Raw genomic sequence first — 22,146 nt, 5'->3', positions numbered from 1 at the left:
CCTCAGTTGAATGGGTGAGCGGAGACTTAGAACTGGTCGTAGTTCTTGTCGTTCTCCAGCTGAGCCAGGAACTCCTTGGTCTCCTTGACGGAGTAGCCGTGGTGGATGAGGTAACGCAGAGCAACCACCAGAGCGGTCACGTCCTTGTACTCCCAGACAAAGCGGCCCATGGTGACGCCGCCCACACCGCAGTCCATAGCCTCGCGGGTGATGGTCAGGAAATGGTTCAGCTTACCCTCTTCGTCCAGACCGGCAGGAGCGTCGCCGCCCTGAATGACCACACGGAAGCCGCTGGGCACGGTGGACAGAGCCTTGGCCATGGCGTCGGGGTTGCCGCAGTAGGTGGTCTTCACGATGTCCATGCCCATCTCGCAGGCGGAACGGATGCAGTAAGCGATGTTCTCCCAGGAGGTGCGCTGATCAACGGGAACGCTCTCGCCCTTGGGATACACGTGGCCGATCAGGGGCATGCCCTTCTGCATGCACTCAGCAGCGAAGCGACCGATGGCCTCGAACTGAACACCCTGATAGTCGCCCAGGGTCATAGCGCCCATGGAGACACCGGAAGCACCCAGAGAAATGGCCTCATCCACGGTACCGAAGATGGTGTCCTGAGTGGGAGCCACGGGGCTGTAGTTGGAGATCTTGCAGAGGATGGCCACGTCGCGGTTCTTCTCGGCGTCCCAGCACTGATTCAGAATACCGGGGGTGACCGTCATGGCATCGGGCTTACCGGCCACAATCTTGTCGATGGTGGACTGGATGTTGTGCAGGCCGTGCATGGGGGCGATGCCGCGGGAAATGGCGTGGTCCACAGTGATTGCCATCATTTTGTTGCTGACGGGGTTGACCATGCGGGCCATACGTACCTTCTTACCAAGACCGATGTTGCTCATTTCAGATACTTCCTTTCGAATCTGTTATTCTATGCAATGTTGTATTTATAAGGTATAGGGGACTCAGGGCTCGATGACGACCTTCAGGCCGGTACCGGCGACACATACGTCATAGGCCTTCTGGAAGTCCTCGATCTTGAACTTGTGGGTGACGATCTTGTCGGCGTCGATCTTGCCGCTCTTGATCATCTCAGCGGCGGCCAGGTAATCCTCCAGCTTGTAAGCGGTGCTGCCGTTGACGTTGATCTCATTATAGTGGATGGTGTTGACCTCCACGGTAGACTCACCGGTTCCGGCGAAGCCGGCAAACAGGTTCACGGTGCCGCCGCGCTTGCACAGCTTCAGAGTGGAGTTCACCAGAGCGGGAACACCGATGGCCATCACGATGACGTCCATGCCCTGACCGTTGGTCTCGCGGTTGACGATGGCGGCCAGATCCTCCTTGGTGGGATCGACCACCAGGTCGGCGCCCAGCTCCTGGGCGACCTTGCGGCGGGCCTCGTTGGGCTCACTGACGATCACCTTGCGGGCGCCGGCGATCTTGGACAGCTGCAGGTGGAACAGGCCGATGGGACCGGCGCCGACGATCAGCACGTCGTCATTGAAGCCGGTGCCGGCGTTCCGCAGGCCGCGGATGCAGCAGGACAGAGGCTCGATCAAAGCGCCTGCAGCGAAGGAAACGTGGTCGGGAAGCTTGACAACGTTGCCGTTCTGGATGCAGATGCCGGGGATGCGGATGTACTCCTCGAAACCGCCATCGAACTCATAGCCGATAGCCTTGCGGTCCAGGCAGGCGTTGGTGCGGCCACGCAGGCAACTGCTGCAGTGGTGGCAGGGAATCACGTTGGCCACGGCCACCTTCTCGCCTACTTCATAGCCCTTGACATCAGCGCCGACCTCAGCAATGATGCCGCAGAACTCGTGGCCAATGACGGAGGGGTAACGGACACCCTTGGTCTTCTTACCGGTAAGGATGCGCATATCAGTGCCGCAGATAGCGGCGGCCTTCATTTCCAGGAGAATTTCGTCCGGACCGATTTCGGGCTTGGGAATATCGGCGGGGGCGAACTGGTTGGGACCGGAAAGAACAACTGCTCTCATGAAAATCTCTCCTTTAAATAATGTCCAGGAATCTGGATGTTATTGGGCAGTCACTCCAGAAAACCGGGGTGGAAGCTCTCTTTGACTGTATGGTAGCACAAATGTAGCGAAACTACAATACTGAAATTTATTTTCGGAATAATAGTAAAAAAACTACACTGGCTTTTGTAAAATAAAACGAAAATCCAGCTGGAATAAGGCTACGGAATTAAAAAACTGCGAATTTGCGAGGTAGTCATGAAGAAAATGAGAAATTTTTGTAGTCGAAAAACTACAAATTAAGGGCAAAAAGAAAAGCCACAATATTTTGGGGACAAAGACATCAAACTTTATTGTCCGAAGTGGCCGCCCGCGTTTTGTAAATGGCATCAAAGGCGTTGTCGTAATCTTGAAAGGCCACAATCGCCACCAGGCTGTCAATGACTGCCAGCTGGGCGAGGCGGGTGCTGCCGGATTCCGAACGGAAAATGGTTTCTTCGCTAATGGTGGTAATGGAATAGTCGGCGATTTTGGACAGACTGGTCTTGCCGTCGGAGGTAAGGCCCACCACCGTGGCGCCGCAGGATTTGGCCAGCTCCGCTGCACGCAGCACATGGATATTATTTCCGGAGTGGGACACAGCGAAGAGCACATCACCCTTGTGCAGAAGAGAGGTCTCCATCAGCTGGATATCCTTGTCCTCCACAGCACATACATGTATACCGATTTTCAGGAACTTATGCTGGGCATCTCGAGCCACAATCATGCTGCCACCCGTTCCGGCAAAGACGATGCGCGGGGCCTGAGCCAAAATACGGGCGACTTTGGTCATGTTTTCCAGATCCAGGGCGTGCATGGTACGCTGCAGTGCGGTAATCTCTGTGGAGAAAATTTTCTGACAGATTTCGGCGGGACTGTCATCCTTGTGAAGCTTGGGATGATACTGCTCACTGGAAGGAATGGTTTCCAGAGCGGCGCTGATTTTAAACTCCTGGAAGCCGGAATAGCCGATGCTCTTACAGAAACGGACCACAGAGGCATCGCTTACGCCAATGAGTTCAGCCAGCTCCAGAAGGGTGCAGTGGAGCACACGGTCAAAGTTGTTTTTCATGTACAGGGCGATTTTCCGCTCTGTATTGGTGGCCGAATCGCTTTCGTATTTTGCTGCAATGCGCTTTTTGCAGCTGGAATGTTCCATGTTCATTGCCTCCTTTCAGACAACGGACGGGTTTGAAGTTTTACTACATTTTGGATTTTATCATATTGATACCACTTCTGCAACTAAAAAAACAAGGAAATTTGGCGCTATTGCCAAAAAATACGCCGACCGCAGCTGGCGGTCGGCGTATGGAACAGGAAATACATTGTGTGTCTTTGAAGATTGTAGGGGATCCGCAGGACGGTTCTTCATCCCAGCCGGCTGCCGGCCGAAACTGGTGAAGCGGCGGGGATAGCTTCTTCCGGGACATAGTCATCCACGTTGGGGATCGTCAGGCGGCGGATAATATTCTGACGGGTGACAATGCCCACAAAGGCCCCCCGGTCATCCACCACAGGAATAAAGCTCTGCTGCATGGCGCGTTCCAGAAGTTGGGAGAGGGTGACGTCAATACGGACGGCCGGATTGAAATTGGGGCGCAGGACCTGGCGCAGGGGCAGCCTTTCCTGGGTGCGAAGGCTGTTGTCCTTCCCGTCTAAAATATTCCACAGAAAGTCGCCCTCACTGACTGTACCCACATAGCATCCATCCCGAGCCAGAACCGGAATGGCGGTGTAGCCGTGGGCGCGGAGCTTCTCCAGCCCCTGGCGGATGGTAAAATCTTCGTATAAGTAGGCTACTTGAGCCTTCGGAGTCAAAAGTGAAATCACATTCACGGATAAGAGTCTCCTTTCTTGCGGTACGCAAAATGGGAAGGACAAAAAGAATTTTTTCATTATGAAGATACCACAAATCAGGTCCTGATAATGTAAAAAAATTGTAAAGATTTTTACAAGAGGCGGTAGATATACCATAGAATCAAGGGAGAGAAGGAAAACGGCGAAACAGAAATTTTGGGCGGTTTCGTATTTCATTCCTACTTGGTTTATGATAGAATAAATATAAAGTATGCATGGATGGAGCGATATAGATGTCGGACAGGCAGGAAGATCGAATTCGAGAGCTGGAAGAGCGCATATACTGCCTGGAAGACATCATCCAGCATGTGAGCGAAGGGGTCATTCTGACGGATCAGGACTGCCGGATCACGGTATTCAATCCCGCAAAAGAGAAAATGGAGCAGATGAAGGCGGAGGATGTGCTGAATAAAGTTTCCTGGGAGGTCTATTCCCACTCCAACCGGGAAATTTCTGAGCATCAGCAGGTTCTGGATACCGGAGTCCCCATTTTAGACGCCTATCGTCCCCATGCCTACGTGGGTGAGGCACCCGTTTACATTTATTATAGTACTTATCCGGTGATGCGGGATGGAAAAGTGCTGGGGGTATACAGCATCAGCCGGAATGAGAGTACGCTTCGGGAGCTTCTTTATGAGACCCTGGAGCACAAACGCAGCCTGCACGTGGAGGACGAGGAAGAGCGGGCGGGGCGCAGCTTGGCCAAGGGTACTAAATTTACCTTCGAAGATTTTGTGGGCTGTTCACCCCAGATTAAGCAGGTTATTAAGGATGCGCAGACCATTGCCGGTCTGGATGCCTCCATTCTGATTACGGGTGAGACGGGTACCGGAAAGGAAGTGCTGGCGCAGAGTATCCACAACTTTGGGCGCGGCAACAAACGCTTTGTCGCGGTAAACTGTGCAGCCATTCCGGATACTCTGATGGAAAGCACCATGTTCGGCAGCGTAAAGGGTGCGTTTACCGGTGCAGTGGACAGCCAGGGGCTGTTGCGCGCGGCGGAGGATGGGACGCTGTTTCTGGACGAGATCAATTCCATGAGCGTTGCCATGCAGGCCAAGCTCCTGCGTGCTCTGCAGGAGCGGTGTGTCCGCCCCGTGGGCAGTATGGATGAGTATCCCATCCAGTGCCGTCTGATTTGTGCCAGCAACGAGTCGGCGGGTACCTTGCTGCGGGACAAGCTGATGCGTCAGGACCTGTTTTATCGTATATCCGACTTTATTTTGGCCATTCCGCCGCTGCGGGAGCGAAAGCAGGACATTTTGGAGCTGGCAGAGCAACTGATTCGCCAGTATAACCGGGAATTCCACAAAAATGTAACGCATATGTCAGAGCAGCTGCGGGAGTATTTGCTCAACAGTGCCTGGCGGGGAAATATCCGGGAACTGGAGCGGGTGCTGCGCAGTTTAATGCTGCGCGTATCAGAGGTGGAAGAGGAACTGGACGTTCAGGCTGACATCGGCAGTCTGCTGGGCTATGAAAAGGCGGCGGCCCAGGGAGAAGCCTCTTATCTGGCGACAACGGACCTTCAGGAGACCCTTCGGCAGATCCAAATGGAGATCATTACCCATCGCTTGAAGGAGAACAATGGAAATATATCCAAAACGGCCCGGGATTTGGGGCTTCAGCGACAGAATTTGTCACAACGAATTAAGCGTTTGGAGCTGGGAGACCCCTTGTAAGCAAGACAAGGATGCGCAATGTTTTCTTTCACATGTCAATAAAAAGATGCATATAAAAACAGGGGCATCCACACAGTTGTCCGATTTTAGAAGAAAACGTTGAAGAACAGAAAGTTTTTCGTCGATTTTAAATTTTTAATTTTGGCATTTAATTTGCTTATGATAAAATGGTAATGAAATGAAGAAACCTTCGGATGTAAAACAGCTTCATGAACCAGTTCCCCGACCTGATGCAATTAGGCGGCGCAGTCGACTTGAGTAGGATGTTCTCCTCGAGGCGGAAACGGGACGTGTCTGTCGTAGCAGACAAGGCGGGAAACCGGATGAAGCTATTTTCTTCCGACATCTCTTTTTCGTGCTAAAGAGATGTAGTAAGACGATTTCATTGTCCGTGGCCTAAACCAAAAAGGTTTTAAAGTTTGGTTAGGCTGTGATGTTGAAGGAGAGAGGTGAGTTCCGAGACCGAGACTTAGAGTGTGTGAACCGTGCGCAACAATTTAGGAGGGAAGAAAATTTATGACTAATGGATTACCACCTGTACAGTACTTAACGTGGGTTGACAATTTGACCATCGTAGTGGCACTGCTTGTCATTTTCTACGTTGTCCGACAACTGGGCAAGAAGGCTCAGGACATGGACACTTATTACCGTGCCAACAAGTCTCTGCCCTGGTCTCTGGCCGTGGGCACCATCGCCGCTTCCTGGTATGGCGGCAACGGCACCATCGGTACCGTGGGCTACACTGGCACCATGGGCCTGTCTGCCTTCTTCATCTGGTCCATCGGCGCCCACCTGAGCCGGTTCCCCCTGGCCCTGTGGGTCGCGCCCCGCATCTCCGTGAAGGTCAACACCACCATGTCTGAGCTGCTCAACCGCTTCTATGGCAAGTTCGCGTCCTTCCTGGGCGCCATCGTGCTGGTGATCGGCAGCCTGTCCATCTCTGAGATTGCCTGCGCCGGCTATGTGGGCGAGGCAGCCTGGGGCGCCAACAAGTTCCTGGTGGCCATCATTGTTCTGGCCATCTCCTCCGCTCTGGCCTGCATGGGCGGCCTGATGGGCGTGGCGGTTACGGATATGATCTTCTTCTTCCTGATGATCAACTCCGTGGCTCTGGTGTTCCCCACCGCTTTCTTCAGCGTCGGCGGTCTGAACGGCATTGCGGCCGCTCTGGATCCCGTGGACCCCTCTCTGATGACTCCGCTGGGCGGCACTCCCATTGGCAAGGCCATCGTGCTGATTCTGCTCTGTGTCAACATGTATAAGGACCCCGCCTTCTATCAGCGGTTCAGCGCCTCCAACGGCCCCAAGGTGGGCAAGCGGGCCATGCTGACCTGCTTCTCCATCTGGCTGACCATGGATATCTGCCTGATGATGACCGGCATCATCCTGCGCGCTCTGGATCCCGCCATGACCGTTCAGCCCGAGGTGGCCTACATCCAGCTGGTGCTCAGCTATCTGCCCCCCGTGGCCCGCGGCCTGTTCATCCTGGGCATGATGGGCGCCATCATTTCCACCATCGACTCCTACTACCTCATCGGCGGCGAGATTGTGGCCAACGATATCATCGCGGTCCTGCGCAGAAAGCCGCTGACCGACCGCTGGTCCATCAACACCACCCGGGTCTCCTGCGTGGTCTTCGGTATCATTGGTCTGGTCTCCGCCTTCCAGTTCCCGCTGGTGTATGACGCGGTGATCTTCCTGAGCTCCCTGGGCATGTCCGTGCTGTTCTGGCCGGTGCTGATTGCCATTATGTACAACGGCAAGAAGACCAATGTGGCCGGCATCGCCAGCATGGTGGTGGGCGTAATCTCCTGGGTTTGGTTCTACTTCAAGCCCGTCAGCGTGGAAGCCCTGGGCGGCCAGCTGGATCCCGTGCTCATCGCCCTGCCCCTGTCCCTGGTGGCCTACCTCATCGGCAACCAGTTCGGCCACGAGCTGGCCCGCGGTTTTGATCAGATTCCCGGTCTGGGCATCGACCTGACCAAGCTGGACGCCAAGGCCCGCGAGGAAGCTCTGGTCAAGGCGGAAGCCGAGATCAAGAAGATGGTCAAGGTGGAGTGGTTCGGCGTGGACGGTGCGCTGTGTCTGCTGTACGCGGTGCTCGCCTGCATCATCGGCTGGGGCCTGGTCACCAACACTGACTGGCCCGTGGGTATTATGGCTCCCGCCGTGGCAGCTCTGATGACCACTGGTATCTTCATCCGTTACCTGACTGAGGTCTTTACCTTCGGCAAGCACGCAGGCAAGAAACACTAAGCATTTCACAAAGCAACGCAAGCAATCCGGGCTAGGCAGAGCCGGCAGGTTTTGCCTAGCCCATTTCAATCATGTACAGCAATGCCTGGGAAAGGAAGGAACAATACCATGCGAATTGAGGTCACTCCCATTACCATGTCGGAGGAGGAGGCACTGAAAGTTGCCCGAGGCGGAGGAAATGTCATCGGAAAAGCCATGTTTGGAAAAAAGGACATCAACCTTCAGCTTTGGTACCTGGAAAACCGGGAAGTAATCTTTAATCTGGACTATCAGCCTGCGCCCCTGATGCGGTGGCTGGGAAAGACCGGCTCCAAGCGCCCCTCGCAGAAAATCCGGATGGTCGTGGAGGGGACCCGCTGTACAGCCAGCTATGCCGGCGAGCCGATTAACAAACGAGAGATTGAGATTGAGGACTCCGAAGCCATCCAAAAGACAACCTACTCGGATGAGGAGATCATTCAGACGGCCAAGCGTATGGCCGTGCGGATGGTCCGCCGTCAGATCGGTCAGGTCCCCAAGGCAGAGCTGTATGAGATGCGAACCTTCTATCGCCCCTATTACATTGCCTTTTACGGGGAATTGAAGATGGGAACTCGGGTGCGCTACCTCCCCATTCCGGCCGACGGAAACCGGGTCGAGCGGGCACTGTAACAAAAGAAAAGGAGAAGCTGCATGGAACAGACAGTTGTGTTGGGGGGAACTGTCACGCTGGAGGATGTTGTCCGGGTAGCCAGACACCATGCCCCAGTGACCTTTTCTCCCACCTATGAAGAGCGGGTCAAGCGCTGCCGGGCCCATGTGGATCAATTCAGCCGGGAGGGAAAGGCAATCTACGGCCTGACCACTGGCCTGGGGGACAACTGGAGAAAGTTCATCCCCGAGGAGGACCGGGTGAAAATCCAGCGCAACCACATTTTGGCCCACACCTGCGCGGTGGGGGAGCCCATCCCGGAGGAATGTGTGCGGGCCATTATGTTCATCATGCTGGTCCACTTTGGATGCGGCTACACGGGCATCCGCCTGGAGACCCTGGAGCTCATTCGCCAGATGCTCAACCGCGGCGTGACCCCCCGGGTGCCCGGCCACGGTTCCGTGGGCTACATCTCTTTGGAGGCCCATGTGGGCATGGTGCTCATCGGGGAGGGGAAGGCCTGGTACCAGGGCGAGCTGCTCTCCGGCGGTGAGGCGCTGGCCCGCGCCGGTCTGGAGCCCACGGTTCTGGGGTCCAAGGAGGGCCTGACCATGGTGTCCGGCACCACCTCCGTGACCGCCTTTTCTGCTCTGGCTCTCTATGACGCGGTGACGCTGGCCCTGACGGCGGACATTGCCGGTGCGTTCTCCCTGGAGGTATTGAAGGGGACCCTGATGGCCATGGACAAGAAGATCATGGACGTTCGGCCCCACCGGGACCAGGGAAACACAGCGGCCAATATCCGCAATATCCTGCGTGACAGCCCCATCGTGGAGAAGTACAGGGGCTACCGGGTCCAGGATGCACTGTCCATCCGGTGTATGCCCCAGCTCCACGGAGCGGTGAAGCAGTCCATCCGCTTTGGTCTGGATACCCTGGCGGTGGAGCTGCAGTCCGCGGTGGATAATCCGCTGATTTTTGAAGATGAGGACGGCAGCGCTGAGGCGCTGATGGGCTGCAATGCCGACGGCAGCTATATGGGCATTGCCTCGGACCTGCTGACCATTGCAGTGACCGACCTTTGCAAGATGTCCTCCAGCCGCATTGACCGCATGCTCAACCGCCTGGTCAGTGAGCTGCCTGCCTTCCTCAACAAAAATGCGGAGTATAATGACGGCCTCATGATGATTCAGTACACTGCCGCCGGTCTCATGGGAGAACTGCGTGTGCTCTCTCACCCCGCGGTGGTGGACAACCTGACCACCTGTGCCAATCAGGAGGACTACGTCAACATGGGCTACAATGCGGCCAAAAAGGCCTACGATGCCATCCAGCTGGCCAAGTACATTGTGGCCATTGAGCTCATTTGCGATGGTCAGGCCCTGGATTGCTATGAGGATCGGAGCTGCGCCAGCGCCACCGGAGCCGTCTACCGGCTGCTGCGGACGAAGGTGCCGGAGCTGGAGAACGATGCCGCGCTGGAGCCCCTCATCGAGGCGGTGGCCGCGCAGGTCATGGACCGGGCCTATATCCGGGCCGTGGAACAGGAAGTAGGAACACTGGAATTTTAATCTGGAAGGAATATGGAGGAGGATTCCCAAATGGAATTGAAGCAGCTGACCATGGAGGAGAAGAACAAGGCCCTGGACCTGTTTGATACGCCGGTACAGTTTCGGCCGGAGGCCCTGAAGATGCTCTCCCAGCAGGAGCTCAAGCTGATCCTGCTGATGGAAAAGGAGTGCATCCCGGAAAAGGAGTTGGAGAAGCGGATCGGGGAGGCCGGTCTGGCCCGGTGCCCCGAGGCGCTCATCGCCTCTGCCTATTCCCGGGCTGTGCTGTGCAAGGTACGGGATGAAAACGGCGGCCTGCAGTATCAGGTGACCGATTTTTACAGCCGCTTCCCCTACTATGCTCAGTTTGAGTATGAGGAGTATGTCCGCATTCCCCGGGCCCGCCGGGAGCTGATGAACCAGTGGGACCTGGAAGTGTATATGTCCTATTATGAGGATGTGGTCAAGGCGAAAATGCGGGGCGAGGACGTCTTCATGCACGACGGGGATTTTATGACCCTGGAAGAGGCCTGTGAGGCTGTCATGAAGCAGGACTTCATCTGCCGCGTCCCCTGCAACTGCAAGTACATGATGGACGTGACCGACAAGCCCCGGGACGTGTGCATCCACTTCCGTCACGATGACAACTCCGCCTGGGACCGTGGCCACGGCCAGCGGATCACCGCCGAGCAGGCTGTGGAGCTGCTCCATGAGTGGAACAAGCGCGGCCTGATGCCCAACGGCAAGCCCGAGGAGGAGGGCGGCTTCTGCAACTGCGACTGCCCCTCCTGCTATCCCATCCAGATGGCCAAAAAGCTGGGCTCCCAGGGAAAGTATCCCAGAGCCTACTGGCAGATCCACTGGGACGAGAGCCGCTGCATCAACTGCGGACGCTGCACCCAGGTCTGTAACTTCCAGGCCTTTACCATGGGAGAGGACAAGAAGGTCTCCTTTGACCCGGCGAAGTGCTGGGGCTGCACGGTCTGCACCGAGAACTGCCCCAAGGGTGCCATTACCCGTACCCCCATCAAGTGAGCGGGAAACAAAGCATAAGACTGCATAAGAAAAGTCCGCCTGTTCCAAACGGAACAGGCGGACTTTTTTCGTTTTGGCAAGACAGCAATCAAAGCTGGTCGATTTCTTCCAGAAGCCGCTCCGAGCGAATCAGTTCATAGGCATCCCGGATGTCCTCGAAGACATTCCGTCCGCTGGATAGGGTGGGGATGACCGCGCGGATGGTGTCGTAGGCAATCTTTGTGTACTTACCCAGATGGATGTTGCCCCGCAGATCCACAGCCTGGGCGGCAGTCAGAGCCTCCATACCCACCAGATAGCGCAGGTTATCCACCAGCTGCAGACCTCTGGAGCACACCAGAGGCAGGTTGCTGGCGTGGTCCTCAATGCCGCCCTGCATGTGATAAAAGTCCACAGAGGAGGGATTGATGAGGCTGCGGTTCTCCGCGTCAATGGCGGAGTAGGTGTTTTGAATGGTGGAATAACCGTGGGCGCTGCCGTCCCGGGGGGCCAGGAAGCGGGGCAGACCGGTAAATTCCGGGGAGCCCATCTTGATGAGCCGGTAGTTGATGGCCCGGGACAGGTGGCCCAGGGCGATGGAGAGCATCTCCACACCCACCGCCAGAGAGGTGGTCTCAAAATTGGAGTTTACATACAGATGGTCTGTCCCGGGGATGATGCAGGGGTTATCCGAGGGGGAATTGAGCTGGATGCTGAGAATGCGCTTAACGAAGCTGAGGGCATCCACCACTGTGCCGGTGATGGTGAAGCCGCCCCGGAAGGTCAGGGGGTCCTGAAGGGCGCGGTCGGGGTGGTCCTCGTGGAGGTAGCTGCCCTCCAGATACCGGCGGCACCGGGCGGCGCACTCCATCTGGCCGGGCAGGCCGCGCAGCTTGTTCACTTCCTCGCCCATGGCCTCGATGTTGCCGTTTAAGCCCTCATAGTCCAGACAGAAGATGAGGTCGGACATTTTCACCAGGTGCTCTGCCTGCCAGACCAGGGAGGCGGCCATGGCCTCGCCCTGGCAGTTGGAGAGGATGATGGTGTGGGCGTCCTTCAGAGTGAGGTGCAGAGGCTTGAGCCCCTCAGCCTCTATGGCCTGGCGGGTGGGGACGATGTCTCCCTTGTAGCTCACCTCGCCCTCACCGATAAAGGCCAGGCCCATGTGGGAGATGGTGGTGATGTCCGCCTCGCCCACCGAGCCCCGCCGGGGTACCCGGGGGGTAAGACCGTGGTTCAAAAAGTCCCGGTAGCTGTGGGCCAAATCATCCGAGGCGCAGGAGGCACCGATGAGCATGTTGTTCAGCCGGATGGCCATCATGGCCCGGACCTCTTCGTCGGTGTTGTAGGGAGCCATGCCCAGGGTGTGGCTGCGGATGATTTTCAGATTCTGGGTTTCAAAATAGTCCGCGTCAATGTCCTGGTCTTTGTTCCAGCCCACTCCCCGGTTAAAGCCGTAGATGGCTTTGCCGCCCTGGGCCAGATCCTGCATCACCTGGCGGCCGTGGGCCAGACGGGCGTAAGCCTCGGGGGCAATCTCCACCGGGCGGCCGTTGCAGGCCACCTCATGCAGAGCCTCCAAAGTCAGATTGCTGCCGTTTAGTACAAGTGTTTCCATCGTTCATTCTCCTTTTGAACCGGGTGACCGTCATACCGTCTCAATCCGCTCCAGAAGCGCGCCGGAGCGAATCAGGTCATAGGCCTTCAAGATGTCACCGCTGATGCCCCGGGGCTCGTCCAGAGTGGGGATCTTCTCCCGGATGACCTCGTAGGCGATCTGGGTGTACTTGCCCAGGTGGATGTTGTCCCGCAGATCCACGGCCTGGGCAGCGTACAGGGCCTCCATACCCACCAGATAGCGCAGGTTGTCCACCAGGCGGAGAGCCTTGGCGGCGGCCAGAGGCAGGTTGCTGGCGTGGTCCTCAATGTCGCCCTCGATGGTGAAGAAATCCACGGAGGAGGGATTGATCAGCAGGCGGTTTTCCGCATCCAGGGCGGAGAAAGTGTCCTGTACCTGGGCGTAGCCCAGGGCCTTCCCGTCCCGGGGGGCCAGGAAGCGGGTCAGGCCGGTAAACTGAGGACCGCTCATCTTAATCATGCGGTAATTGATGGAGCGGGCCAGGTGGCCCAGGGCAATGGCCAGCATCTCCACCCCCACGGACAGGGTGGTGGTCTCAAAGTTGGAGTTGACGTACAGCTCATCTGTGCCCGGCATGATGCAGGGGTTGTCCGAGGGGGAGTTGAGCTGGATGCTCAGATAGTCCTGAATGTAGTGGATGGCGTCCATCACCGTACCGGTAATGGTGAAGCCGCCCCGGAAGGTGAGGGGGTCCTGGAGCGCCCGGTCAGGGTGGTCCTCATAGAGGTAGCTGCCCTCCAGATAGCGGCGGCAGCGGGCGGCGCACTCAATCTGGCCGGGCAGGCCGCGCAGCTGGTTTACTTCCTCGCCCATGGCCTCGATGTTGCCGTTGAGCCCCTCGTAGTCCAGGCAGAAGATGAGGTCGGACATCTTCACCAGCTCCTCCGCCTCCTTGAGGAGAAGAGCGGTGGTGGCCTCGCCCTGGCAGTTGGAGAGCATGACGGTGTGGGCGTCTTTCAGTGCCCAGCGGTAGGGTGGAAGACCCTCCGCTTCAATGGCCTGACGGGCCTCCACCAGCTGGCCGCGGTAGTGGACCATGCCCTCCCCGGCAAAGGCCATGCCCATGTGGGTGATGGTGGTGATGTCTGCCTCACCCACCGAGCCCCGCTTGGGGACCTGGGGCGTAATGCCGTGGTTGAGAAAATCCCGGTAGCGGTTGGCCAGTTCATCGGTGGAGCAGGAGGCGCCGATGAGCAGGTTGTTCAGCCGAATAGCCATCATGGCCCGGACCTCTTCCACGGTGTTGTAAGGGGGCAGCCCCAGGGCGTGGCTGCGGATGACTTTCTGGTTTTCCAGTTCCAGGGCGTCCTCGTCCACGCCCCGGTCCTTGTTCCAGCCCACACCCCGGTTAAAGCCGTAAATGGCCTTGCCCTGGTGGGCCAGCTTCAGCATGGTCTGCCGCCCCTGGGCCAGACGCTGATAGGCCGCAGGGTCAATCTCCACTGGACAGCCCTCGCAGGCAATGGCATACAGGTCCTGCAGCGTCAGGTCATGTCCGGTCAATCGAACAGCATTCAAAGGTCACGTCTCCTTTCCAAAAGCTGGATGACCTGGTGCTCCGTGTCAATCCGGATCCGGTCACCGTTCTGAATGGTGTCATAAAAGGATTCCTCTACCCGATCCACCATGGGCAGCTCCATAATAATGGCGCTGGAGACCAGCACGGTGTCCGGCTCCCGGACAATGAGGCCCAGGGGGGCGGTGCCGTGCTGTTCCAGCTTATACATGCCGTCCATCTGAACCACCGAGCTGCCCTTTCCGCCGGGGAAGACCAGGATCTTTCCCTTGACACTGATTCCCTCCAGACAGTGGCCCCGTTCGGTGATGACTCCGGTGGCCGGGTCGGCGTGGTAAAACAAAATCTGGTCCTGGGAGAGGAGCACCTCTCCCTCCACGATTCCCCGGGAAATTTCCCGGCAGGAGAATGTCTCATTCATCTCAGCATACGCTCCCGTTCTGTGCCCAGCGGATGCAGGTAGCCCGGTCCCGCACCGCCAACTGGATGCCGGAGGTCTCCATATAGTAGGCCCCCTTTGGAGAATCGGTCACACCCGGCCGGCCCGCCAGATAGCCCCAGCAGCAGGCCTCATCTACGCAGGTGTCGGGGATGAGCTGAGCGCCCAGATCCAGAAGGCGCTGTTCCAGGCCGCATTCCCGGGCTCTGGCCTTGACGGTGGAGGAAGTAAGAATGTAAATGGGGACCTGGGAGGCCTTTTGGGCCAGCAGTTCGGCTACCTCCTCCAGCTGAGAAAGGGTGTAGTGGGGGCAGCCCAGGATGCAGTATTCAATGGGGCCGGAGGGGCTGGGGGAGAAGGTCTCCAGGGCCTTTTCCAGGTCCTCGTCGGTAATGACCACCCGGCGCTGCGGATCCCTTCCGCCGAAGGCGTCCTGCATGTCCCGTACCTCCGCCGTGACGCCGGGGATGTGGAAGAGGTCGAAGCTGCCGGAGACATTCAGCTGGGTGCCCAGAGCAATGAGGGCCTCGGTGGAAATCTCCCGGGGCAGACCCAGAAAGGCGGGGACGCCCTTGCCGATTTTCTTGCCCATCAGGCCCAGAACGGCGTAGTCAAAGTCACTGCGGAGGGTGGCCTGAACCTCCACGGCCACGGTGGCAAAACGGTTTTCCTCCAGCAGCATGCCGTACTCCGGGGTGAAGCCGGTCACCGCGGCGCATAGGGCGCTGGCTGCACTCTCCCGGTTGGTGCGAGCCCCCAGCACGGAGTTGACGAAAATGGTGGCGTTGGTCTCGGAGAAGGCCACGATTTCCCCACAATCCGGGACGTTATCACCCAGATAGGGGGTGCAGCTGTAGGTCATCCGGGCGCCCAGCTGACGGTAGGTCTGGTCCACCTGGCGCATATTCTCCACCGCCGCCTCGCTGATCTGCCCGCCGAAGTAGTCCAGGGAGTAGCCCGGATTGACGGTGGGCGGGACGGCGCAGCTGGCCCCCGCCGCCAGCAGCTTGCCGGAGAACCACAGGTCGGCCTCCTGGGCGCTGAGGGATACGTGGGCCCGGGTAATGGGCACCAGACGGGGCGCGTCAAAGCATTTGCCGATGCCCACCAGGATCTGCATGGCCATAGACTTGCCCTTGCCCCAGACGCCGTCCAGCAGCTCCTGCTGATATGCGGTCAGTTCCATGATGAACGCCCCTTCTGCTTATTTGTGGTCCACGGACAGGTTGCCCGCCTCGGTGTCGTAGCCGGAGTAGAAGCCGCTGCCCGACTTCATGCCCAGGTGGCCGGCGTCGATCATCTCCTTGAGCTTGGCCGGCGGCTTGTCCCGCTCGTCGCCGCTGGCGGCGTAATAGGAATTTTCGATGTTGTAGATGGTCTCCAGGCCGATGAGGTCCATCAGTTTGAAGGGGCCGATGTTGGTGTTCCACTCGATCATCCAGCCCCGGTCAAACTCGGCGGGATCGGTGTAGCCGTTGGCCCACAGGTAGAGGCACTCCCGCTTCACAGCCCGCCATACCCGGTTGATGGAGTAGCCCTTGATCTCGTGCTCGGTCACTACCGGCTCAAAGCCCAGGGTGTGGTAGTGGGCCAGGGCGGCCTTTTTGGTCTCCTCGGAGGTGCTGGGGTTCCACATCATCTCCAGGTAGTTGTTGCGGATGGGGTCGTCGTGGTCCACGGAGAAGGTCAGCGTCTTCCGGTGGTCGGAGACCCGGGCATAGATGTCGCTCATCAGGAGAGAGGAGGTGTTGGAGTTCAGGTAGCAGTCGGGAGGACACACCTGGTCCAGCTGCTCAAAGACGGCCTGCTTGACCTCGATTTTCTCCGGAACGTTTTCCACCACCAACTGGGCGTCCTTGCAGGCCTCCTCCAGAGTACGGGCGTAGGAGATGCGGCTGCGCAGGGCGTCCGCCTCCTCCTGGTTCAGCCGGCCCTCCTCCATAAAATAGGCCAGCCACTTCTCAATTTTGTTTTTGCAGGTCTGAATTGAGGCCTCAGTGCGGCTGTAACCCACCACGGTTTTTCCATACAGCGCGTTGCGGAAAGCGATCATGGAGCCCTGGGTGCCGATTCCCACAATGGTTACACGCTGGATCTTGTCAAGTTCTGCCATAGCGTTATCTCCTCTGTCAATTGAAGTGTTTTGGGGCAGACCAGCAAAAGGAACTGCCTGACTGCTTTTATAAAAAGCAACCTCTGTGCCAACTGTTTTCTCAGGCCAGAGGGGGCAAAAAGAAGACAGAGAAGCCAAACCAGTACCAAAACGGGACGAGGAAGAGAACAAAAAAGAAACGGGTGTATTATTTTAATACACCCGTTTTGATTCACTCTTTCTTGGGCTTATCCACATTCAGCCGCTTCATGCGGGCCAGCAGGTTCTGCCGCCCAATGCCAAGACTGGCCGCCGCCCGGGTAATGTTTCCGCCGCTTTGGGAGAGAGCCTGGGTGAGCAGTTGACGCTGGTAGCTGCGGAGCAGGCCGTTTAAATCCCACTGCCGGGCGGCAGAATCTGCCTCCGGGGGAAGATTGGAGGGAGTGGTCTGGACGGGACGGGCATAGGAGGGGATGTGGTCATAGGTGACTTCTTCCTCTGTCTCGCCCACCCGCAGCATCATGTTTTGAATGACATTTTGCAATTCGCGGATGTTGCCCGGCCAGAGACCCTGCCGCAGCCAGTCCTCCAGGTCGGGGGACATGCGCTGGACATGCTTGCCGAATTCCTTGTTGTAGAGCTTGATAAACAGTTGGGCCAGCTCCACCGTGTCGCCGCTTCGGGTCCGGAGAGGCGGGATGGAGAGGCAGAAGCCGGAGATGCGGTAGAACAGGTCGCTGCGCAGCCGTTTTTCCTGGAGGAGGGTTTGGGGCTCCTCGTTGCTGGCACAGATGAGGCGGCACTGGATGGGGTACTCCCGGGTGCTGCCCACAGGGCGGACGCAGCGCTCCTGAAGGGCGCGCAGGAGCTTTGCCTGCATTAGGGTACTCATGGAGTTGATCTCATCCAGAAAAAGGGTGCCGTCCCCGGCCTCCTGAAAGAGGCCGATGCGGTCCACAGAGCCGGTGTAGGCCCCCTTCACCGTTCCGAACAGGACGCTCTCCACCAGATTTTCCGGAATGGCGGCGCAGTTGATGGCCACAAATTTTTTCCGCTCCCGGCCGAAATTGTGGATGCTCTGAGCCAGCACTTCCTTGCCGGTGCCTGTTTCACCGGTGATGAGGACGGGGGTGTTGAGGGGCGCTACGGTCTGGGCCTCTCGGATGAGATTTTTCATGGCCGGAGAGCTGCCCACCAGATCGGAAAAGGTGTAATGGGTGCCCGGTGCCTTGCCCACCAGCTCCAGCCGCTTGGTGTCCTCTTTGCTCAGAAGTCGCTTGTGCTCAATGGTCTCATACAGCAGCTCCCGCAGAATGGTTTCGTTCCGGCTGATGGTGTAGACCCCCAGAGTCTCTCCTTCCCGGATGACCGGATAGGTGCTGTAATGGATGTAAATGGGAATGTCCCCCACGTAGGCGTGGGGACGGTAGGCATTGAGGATGGGCTTTCCGGTGTCAAATACCCGTTTGTGCTCCGACTGCTCCTTGCTGGAGTGGGAATAGGCGTCCCAGGAGATCTTTCCCAGCACATCCTCCGCCTTCATCTGTTCCATCTGTTCTTTTGCTGGGTTGAAGACGGTGATCTGGCAGGCGCGGTCGGTGAGAATTACGCCTTCGCTGACATGCTGGATAATTTCCCGCAGGCAGAAGTTTTCCTCTTCCAGCTGCTGCATCCTTTGCTGATCGTGTTCCATGGTTCTATCCCCCGCTCCCGTTGGCGTTGTGTTCTAGTATAGCACAGGGTGGAGAAAAGGTCGAGGCAAAGAACAAGATGGGGAAAAGCACGTCGGCATAAAAATCCCCGAAGGAAGCCGGAACGGGATGTTCGACTTCCTTCGGGGGGGATTCTTTTTGGAAAATCAGTGATTGCCGCAGGAATGATCGCCGCAGGAGTGGTGGGCGCAGTCGTGCTCCTCTCCCTCATGGTGATGGCTGCAGGAGACATCCGGGTTATAGGCCAGGGTCCCTGCCAGCAGGTCAGCCACAGCCTGGTCCGCACTGCCGGATACACCGCCATACAGCTGGATGCCGGCCTGCTCCAGAGCTACGCGGGCACCGCCGCCGATTCCGCCGCAGATCAGGGTGTCCACGCCGTGCTGCTGAAGGAAACCGGCCAGAGCACTGTGTCCGCTGCCGTTGGTGTCGGCCACAGAAGTACCAGTCACCGCACCATCGGCAATTTCATAAATTTTAAATTGCTCCGTGTGACCAAAGTGCTGGAAAACCTGCCCGTTCTCAAATGTTACCGCGATTTTCATGTGTCTCGCTCCTTTAATATCAAACCATATCATAGCGGTACCGAGTCAAACGCCTGCCATCCCGGAATAAAAGGCGGGAAAGAGCGGCGTTAAAGGCTCTTTTCCAAAGCTATTTTAGCGCAGTTCAGCGGAAAAAGCAACTGTGCCCCGGCGAAGAAGGGAGGAAAGAAACTGCGATGCAGGGAACGTGCGGTGATTTTTCTAAAAAAGTCACCGCAAATGTTATACCGTTGGCGGTGACGCGCCTATGGCCGTACCGGTTGCACTCCGGCAAACTTTTTGTATAATGGAGTCAAGTACATCATTGAGGGAAGTGAACACGATGTCGACCGCCACGAAGCAGGCCTTGGAGTCCTCTTTAAAACGGATGCTGTTAAAAAAGCCTTTGGATAAGATCACCATACGAGACATTACAGAGGACTGCGGCATCAGCCGCATGACCTTCTACTATCATTTTAAAGATATTTACGACTTGGTGGAGTGGTCCTGTGTGGAGGACGCTGCCCGGGCCCTGCAGGGGAAAAAAACGTCCACGACCTGGTCGGAGGGCCTGCTTCAAATTTTCGAGGCAGTGCTGGAAAATAAACCCTTCATTCTCAACGCGTATCGCTGTATCAGCCGGGATCAGATGGAAAATTTTCTCTTTGAACTGACCTATGATTTGATTCGCGGCGTGGTGGAGGAACAGAGCCAGGGCGTCCATATCTCCGAGGCAGACAAGGCGTTTATTGCTGAATTCTACAAGTACAGCTTTGTCGGTATCATGCTGGACTGGATCAAACAGGGAATGCACGCAGATTATCAAATGATTGTGGACAAAATCAGCACTACTATGCGGGGCAATGTCTTCCGTTCGATCAAAAACTTTGCGGACCTGGCATGATATTTTATCAAACCGGACCTGGTGATTAGTTTTTTATCACTGGGCCCGGTTTGTAAATGGCAGAAATCTGAAAACCGGGGTAGGATATAGTCACATTCCATCAAGCAGACTGTAAAACAGTGATTATGGGAAAGGTGGCTATATTCTTATGGCAAAGAATTTTGGAAAATGGACTGCTGCTGCGGCTGGTCTGGCCGGGGCCGGTGCGGCCGTAGTATTGGCAAAAAAAGCTGCAGCAGCGAAGCAGAGCACCGAGGAGGCCCACATCTCTGCGCCCAGCGACTACCGCAATACAGAGCTGGGCCGCCACGAAAAAAACGCAAAGGGCATCTATTATACTAACGGCAACTATGAGGCCTTTGCCCGCCCGGAGAAGCCTGCAGGCGTGGAGGAAAAGAGTGCTTATATTGTGGGCAGCGGTCTGGCAGCTCTGGCGGCGGCCTGTTTCCTGGTGCGGGACGGACAGATGGACGGGTCCCACATTCACATTCTGGAGGCTATGGACGTGGCTGGCGGCGCCTGCGACGGCATCTATGACCCCACGCGCGGCTATATTATGCGGGGCGGCCGGGAGATGGAGAACCACTTTGAGTGCCTGTGGGACCTGTTCCGCTCCATCCCCTCCCTGGAGAAGCCCGGGGCCTCGGTGCTGGATGAGTTCTACTGGCTCAATAAGCATGACCCCAATTACTCCCTGTGCCGTGCCACCGTCAATCGGGGGCAGGACGCCCACACGGATGGGAAATTCAACCTTAGCCAGAAAGGCTGTATGGAGATCGTCAAGCTCTTTATGACCCCGGACGAGGACCTGTACGACAAAACCATTGAGGATGTCTTTGACGACGAGGTATTCTCTTCCACCTTCTGGCTCTACTGGCGCACCATGTTTGCCTTTGAAAACTGGCACTCCGCCCTGGAGATGAAGCTCTATTTCCAGCGCTTCATCCACCACATTGCCGGCCTGCCTGATTTCAGTGCCCTGAAATTTACCCGCTATAACCAGTATGAGTCCCTCATTCTGCCCATGAAGAAGTATTTGGAAGACGCCGGGGTGGACTTCCAATTTGGTGTGGAGGTGACCAATGTTCTCTTTGACATCAAAGGGGGCAGAAAGGTAGCCACCGCCATTGAGTGCAAGGTCAAAGGCGTGGAGCAGGGCATCGTGCTCACCGAGAACGATCTGGTCTTTGTCACCAACGGGTCCTGCACCGAGGGGACCATCTACGGCGACCAGGACCACGCCCCCAACGGGGACGCCGAGGTGCGCACCAGCGGCTGCTGGAGCCTGTGGAAGAACATCGCCAAGCAGGACCCGTCTTTTGGCCATCCAGAGAAGTTCTGTTCGGATGTGGCCAAGACCAACTGGGAATCGGCCACCATCACTACGCTGGACGACAAGATCCTGCCCTATATCAAAAACATCTGCCAGCGGGATCCACGAACCGGCAAGGTGGTCACTGGCGGTATCGTCAGCTGTCAGGATTCCAAGTGGCTGCTGAGCTGGACCATCAACCGTCAGGGACAGTTCAAGGAGCAGGAGCCCGAGAAGGTCTGTGTCTGGGTATATGGCCTCTTCACCGATGTGCCCGGTGACTTTACCAGAAAGCCCATGAAGGAGTGTACCGGCAAGGAGATCACCCAGGAGTGGCTCTACCATCTGGGTGTGCCAACGGAGCTGATTCCCCAGCTGGCCGAAGAGAGCGCGGTATGCGTGCCCACCATGATGCCCTATATCACCGCCTTCTTTATGCCCCGGACTAAGGGTGACCGTCCCGATGTGATTCCCGACGGCTGTGTGAATTTTGCCTTCCTGGGCCAGTTTGCCGATACGCCCCGGGATACAGTGTTTACCACCGAGTACTCCGTGCGCACCGCCATGGAGGCCGTCTACGGCCTGCTGGGCGTGGACCGGGGTGTGCCTGAGGTATGGGGCAGTGTATATGACATCCGCTGTCTGCTGGACAGCTCGGTGTGCCTGATGGACGGCAAGTCTCCCCTGGATATGGAGCTGCCCGGTCCCCTGAATCTCCTGAAAAAACCGGCTCTTAAACTGATTCGCGGCACGGTGATAGAGAAGGTGCTGCGGGACCACAATATCCTCCGGGAGGAAATGGAGTAAGATTTCCTTTCCCTCTCTTTCCTTTATAATTCTGATTCCACAAAGGGCGGCGTTTGATCACGCCGCCCTTTGTAGTTTCCTGGACGCTCAGGTAGAACAAAGACAGAATTTCAAAAATGATTTTATTTAAGAGGGTGTTATGATTCACCGGAAAGCCTCTGCTCAACATAAGTTCCAGCTTCTGTCAAAGGGGAAA

General features: G+C 57.0%; 18 protein-coding genes. 7 read left to right on the top strand and 11 right to left on the bottom strand.

The annotated features are described in order from the left end of the window. Nucleotides 1–26: 26 nt before the first annotated feature. The 4 genes from DWX58_RS07390 to DWX58_RS07375 form a co-directional block, all read right to left on the bottom strand. A complete protein-coding gene (locus DWX58_RS07390; protein ID WP_118642449.1) occupies nt 27–896 on the bottom strand; it encodes a fructose-bisphosphate aldolase in 870 nt (289 codons plus the stop codon). 63 nt (nt 897–959) lie between these two features. Continuing rightward, nucleotides 960–1,997 carry a zinc-dependent dehydrogenase gene (locus DWX58_RS07385; protein ID WP_118642447.1) on the bottom strand — a complete coding sequence of 346 codons (1,038 nt, stop codon included), beginning with the start codon at nt 1,995–1,997 and terminating at the stop codon, nt 960–962. Between the two features lie 322 nt (nt 1,998–2,319). After that, on the bottom strand, nt 2,320–3,174 hold the full coding sequence (locus DWX58_RS07380; protein ID WP_118642445.1) for a MurR/RpiR family transcriptional regulator: 855 nt from the start codon (nt 3,172–3,174) through the stop codon (nt 2,320–2,322). A gap of 209 nt (nt 3,175–3,383) precedes the next feature. After that, complete coding sequence (locus DWX58_RS07375; RefSeq protein ID WP_118642443.1) at nt 3,384–3,851, bottom strand: CBS domain-containing protein; 468 nt, start codon at nt 3,849–3,851, stop codon at nt 3,384–3,386. A gap of 254 nt (nt 3,852–4,105) precedes the next feature. Here DWX58_RS07375 and DWX58_RS07370 point away from each other — a divergent pair, with 254 nt between their 5' ends. From DWX58_RS07370 to DWX58_RS07350, 5 genes are all read left to right on the top strand, one after another. Next, a complete protein-coding gene (locus DWX58_RS07370) occupies nt 4,106–5,554 on the top strand; it encodes a sigma 54-interacting transcriptional regulator (RefSeq protein WP_118642441.1) in 1,449 nt (482 codons plus the stop codon). Between the two features lie 516 nt (nt 5,555–6,070). Then, nucleotides 6,071–7,810 carry a sodium:solute symporter family protein gene (locus DWX58_RS07365; RefSeq protein ID WP_118642439.1) on the top strand — a complete coding sequence of 580 codons (1,740 nt, stop codon included), beginning with the start codon at nt 6,071–6,073 and terminating at the stop codon, nt 7,808–7,810. A 108-nt stretch (nt 7,811–7,918) separates the two neighbouring features. Then, nucleotides 7,919–8,461: a hypothetical protein gene (locus tag DWX58_RS07360; protein WP_118642437.1), complete on the top strand. Its 543-nt coding sequence runs from the start codon at nt 7,919–7,921 to the stop codon at nt 8,459–8,461. A gap of 21 nt (nt 8,462–8,482) precedes the next feature. After that, entirely contained in the window at nt 8,483–10,012 is a 1,530-nt protein-coding gene (locus DWX58_RS07355; protein ID WP_118642435.1) for an aromatic amino acid ammonia-lyase, read from the top strand. A gap of 30 nt (nt 10,013–10,042) precedes the next feature. Continuing rightward, nucleotides 10,043–11,026 carry a 4Fe-4S binding protein gene (locus DWX58_RS07350; protein ID WP_158579229.1) on the top strand — a complete coding sequence of 328 codons (984 nt, stop codon included), beginning with the start codon at nt 10,043–10,045 and terminating at the stop codon, nt 11,024–11,026. An 88-nt stretch (nt 11,027–11,114) separates the two neighbouring features. On the opposite strand, the gene DWX58_RS07345 is transcribed toward DWX58_RS07350, so the two are convergent. The 7 genes from DWX58_RS07345 to DWX58_RS07315 all read right to left on the bottom strand — a co-directional run bounded on the left by DWX58_RS07345 (nt 11,115) and on the right by DWX58_RS07315 (nt 18,948). After that, nucleotides 11,115–12,623, bottom strand: a complete 1,509-nt coding sequence (locus DWX58_RS07345) for an aromatic amino acid ammonia-lyase (protein ID WP_118642431.1) — start codon at nt 12,621–12,623, stop codon at nt 11,115–11,117. A gap of 30 nt (nt 12,624–12,653) precedes the next feature. Then, nucleotides 12,654–14,162, bottom strand: coding sequence for an aromatic amino acid lyase (locus tag DWX58_RS07340; protein ID WP_118642429.1), 1,509 nt, complete (start codon nt 14,160–14,162; stop codon nt 12,654–12,656). Then, nucleotides 14,159–14,581: a DUF126 domain-containing protein gene (locus DWX58_RS07335; RefSeq protein WP_118642427.1), complete on the bottom strand. Its 423-nt coding sequence runs from the start codon at nt 14,579–14,581 to the stop codon at nt 14,159–14,161. Before DWX58_RS07335 ends, DWX58_RS07340 begins: the two co-directional genes overlap by 4 nt. A gap of 1 nt (nt 14,582) precedes the next feature. Next, nucleotides 14,583–15,785, bottom strand: coding sequence for an aconitase X catalytic domain-containing protein (locus DWX58_RS07330; RefSeq protein ID WP_118642425.1), 1,203 nt, complete (start codon nt 15,783–15,785; stop codon nt 14,583–14,585). Nucleotides 15,786–15,803: 18 nt separating this feature from the next. Further along, nucleotides 15,804–16,712, bottom strand: coding sequence for a 3-hydroxyacyl-CoA dehydrogenase NAD-binding domain-containing protein (locus DWX58_RS07325; RefSeq protein ID WP_118642423.1), 909 nt, complete (start codon nt 16,710–16,712; stop codon nt 15,804–15,806). A 211-nt stretch (nt 16,713–16,923) separates the two neighbouring features. Beyond that, a complete protein-coding gene (locus tag DWX58_RS07320; protein WP_118642421.1) occupies nt 16,924–18,384 on the bottom strand; it encodes a sigma 54-interacting transcriptional regulator in 1,461 nt (486 codons plus the stop codon). A 165-nt stretch (nt 18,385–18,549) separates the two neighbouring features. After that, entirely contained in the window at nt 18,550–18,948 is a 399-nt protein-coding gene (locus DWX58_RS07315; RefSeq protein ID WP_118642419.1) for a NifB/NifX family molybdenum-iron cluster-binding protein, read from the bottom strand. Between the two features lie 322 nt (nt 18,949–19,270). On the opposite strand from DWX58_RS07315, the gene DWX58_RS07310 reads away from it, so the two are divergent. Together DWX58_RS07310 and DWX58_RS07305 are read left to right on the top strand one after the other, a co-directional pair. After that, a complete protein-coding gene (locus tag DWX58_RS07310) occupies nt 19,271–19,831 on the top strand; it encodes a TetR/AcrR family transcriptional regulator (RefSeq protein WP_118642417.1) in 561 nt (186 codons plus the stop codon). A 148-nt stretch (nt 19,832–19,979) separates the two neighbouring features. Further along, nucleotides 19,980–21,950 carry an oleate hydratase gene (locus DWX58_RS07305; protein WP_118642415.1) on the top strand — a complete coding sequence of 657 codons (1,971 nt, stop codon included), beginning with the start codon at nt 19,980–19,982 and terminating at the stop codon, nt 21,948–21,950. Nucleotides 21,951–22,146: the final 196 nt, after the last annotated feature.

This window comes from Pseudoflavonifractor sp. AF19-9AC (assembly GCF_003478995.1).
GTDB lineage: Bacteria > Bacillota > Clostridia > Oscillospirales > Oscillospiraceae > Lawsonibacter.
Note: the sequence above shows the minus strand (reverse complement) of the source record. Positions and strands in the feature narration are given on the sequence as shown.

Excerpts from the sequence above, each read along its gene's own strand:
- DWX58_RS07390 (WP_118642449.1), bottom strand. The coding sequence starts at position 896 with ATGAGCAACATCGGTCTTGGTAAGAAGGTACGTATGGCCCGCATGGTC.
- DWX58_RS07385 (WP_118642447.1), bottom strand. The coding sequence starts at position 1,997 with ATGAGAGCAGTTGTTCTTTCCGGTCCCAACCAGTTCGCCCCCGCCGAT.
- DWX58_RS07380 (WP_118642445.1), bottom strand. The coding sequence starts at position 3,174 with ATGGAACATTCCAGCTGCAAAAAGCGCATTGCAGCAAAATACGAAAGC.
- DWX58_RS07370 (WP_118642441.1), top strand. The coding sequence starts at position 4,106 with ATGTCGGACAGGCAGGAAGATCGAATTCGAGAGCTGGAAGAGCGCATA.
- DWX58_RS07365 (WP_118642439.1), top strand. The coding sequence starts at position 6,071 with ATGACTAATGGATTACCACCTGTACAGTACTTAACGTGGGTTGACAAT.
- DWX58_RS07360 (WP_118642437.1), top strand. The coding sequence starts at position 7,919 with ATGCGAATTGAGGTCACTCCCATTACCATGTCGGAGGAGGAGGCACTG.
- DWX58_RS07355 (WP_118642435.1), top strand. The coding sequence starts at position 8,483 with ATGGAACAGACAGTTGTGTTGGGGGGAACTGTCACGCTGGAGGATGTT.
- DWX58_RS07350 (WP_158579229.1), top strand. The coding sequence starts at position 10,043 with ATGGAATTGAAGCAGCTGACCATGGAGGAGAAGAACAAGGCCCTGGAC.
- DWX58_RS07345 (WP_118642431.1), bottom strand. The coding sequence starts at position 12,623 with ATGGAAACACTTGTACTAAACGGCAGCAATCTGACTTTGGAGGCTCTG.
- DWX58_RS07335 (WP_118642427.1), bottom strand. The coding sequence starts at position 14,581 with ATGAATGAGACATTCTCCTGCCGGGAAATTTCCCGGGGAATCGTGGAG.
- DWX58_RS07330 (WP_118642425.1), bottom strand. The coding sequence starts at position 15,785 with ATGGAACTGACCGCATATCAGCAGGAGCTGCTGGACGGCGTCTGGGGC.
- DWX58_RS07325 (WP_118642423.1), bottom strand. The coding sequence starts at position 16,712 with ATGGCAGAACTTGACAAGATCCAGCGTGTAACCATTGTGGGAATCGGC.
- DWX58_RS07320 (WP_118642421.1), bottom strand. The coding sequence starts at position 18,384 with ATGGAACACGATCAGCAAAGGATGCAGCAGCTGGAAGAGGAAAACTTC.
- DWX58_RS07315 (WP_118642419.1), bottom strand. The coding sequence starts at position 18,948 with ATGAAAATCGCGGTAACATTTGAGAACGGGCAGGTTTTCCAGCACTTT.
- DWX58_RS07310 (WP_118642417.1), top strand. The coding sequence starts at position 19,271 with ATGTCGACCGCCACGAAGCAGGCCTTGGAGTCCTCTTTAAAACGGATG.
- DWX58_RS07305 (WP_118642415.1), top strand. The coding sequence starts at position 19,980 with ATGGCAAAGAATTTTGGAAAATGGACTGCTGCTGCGGCTGGTCTGGCC.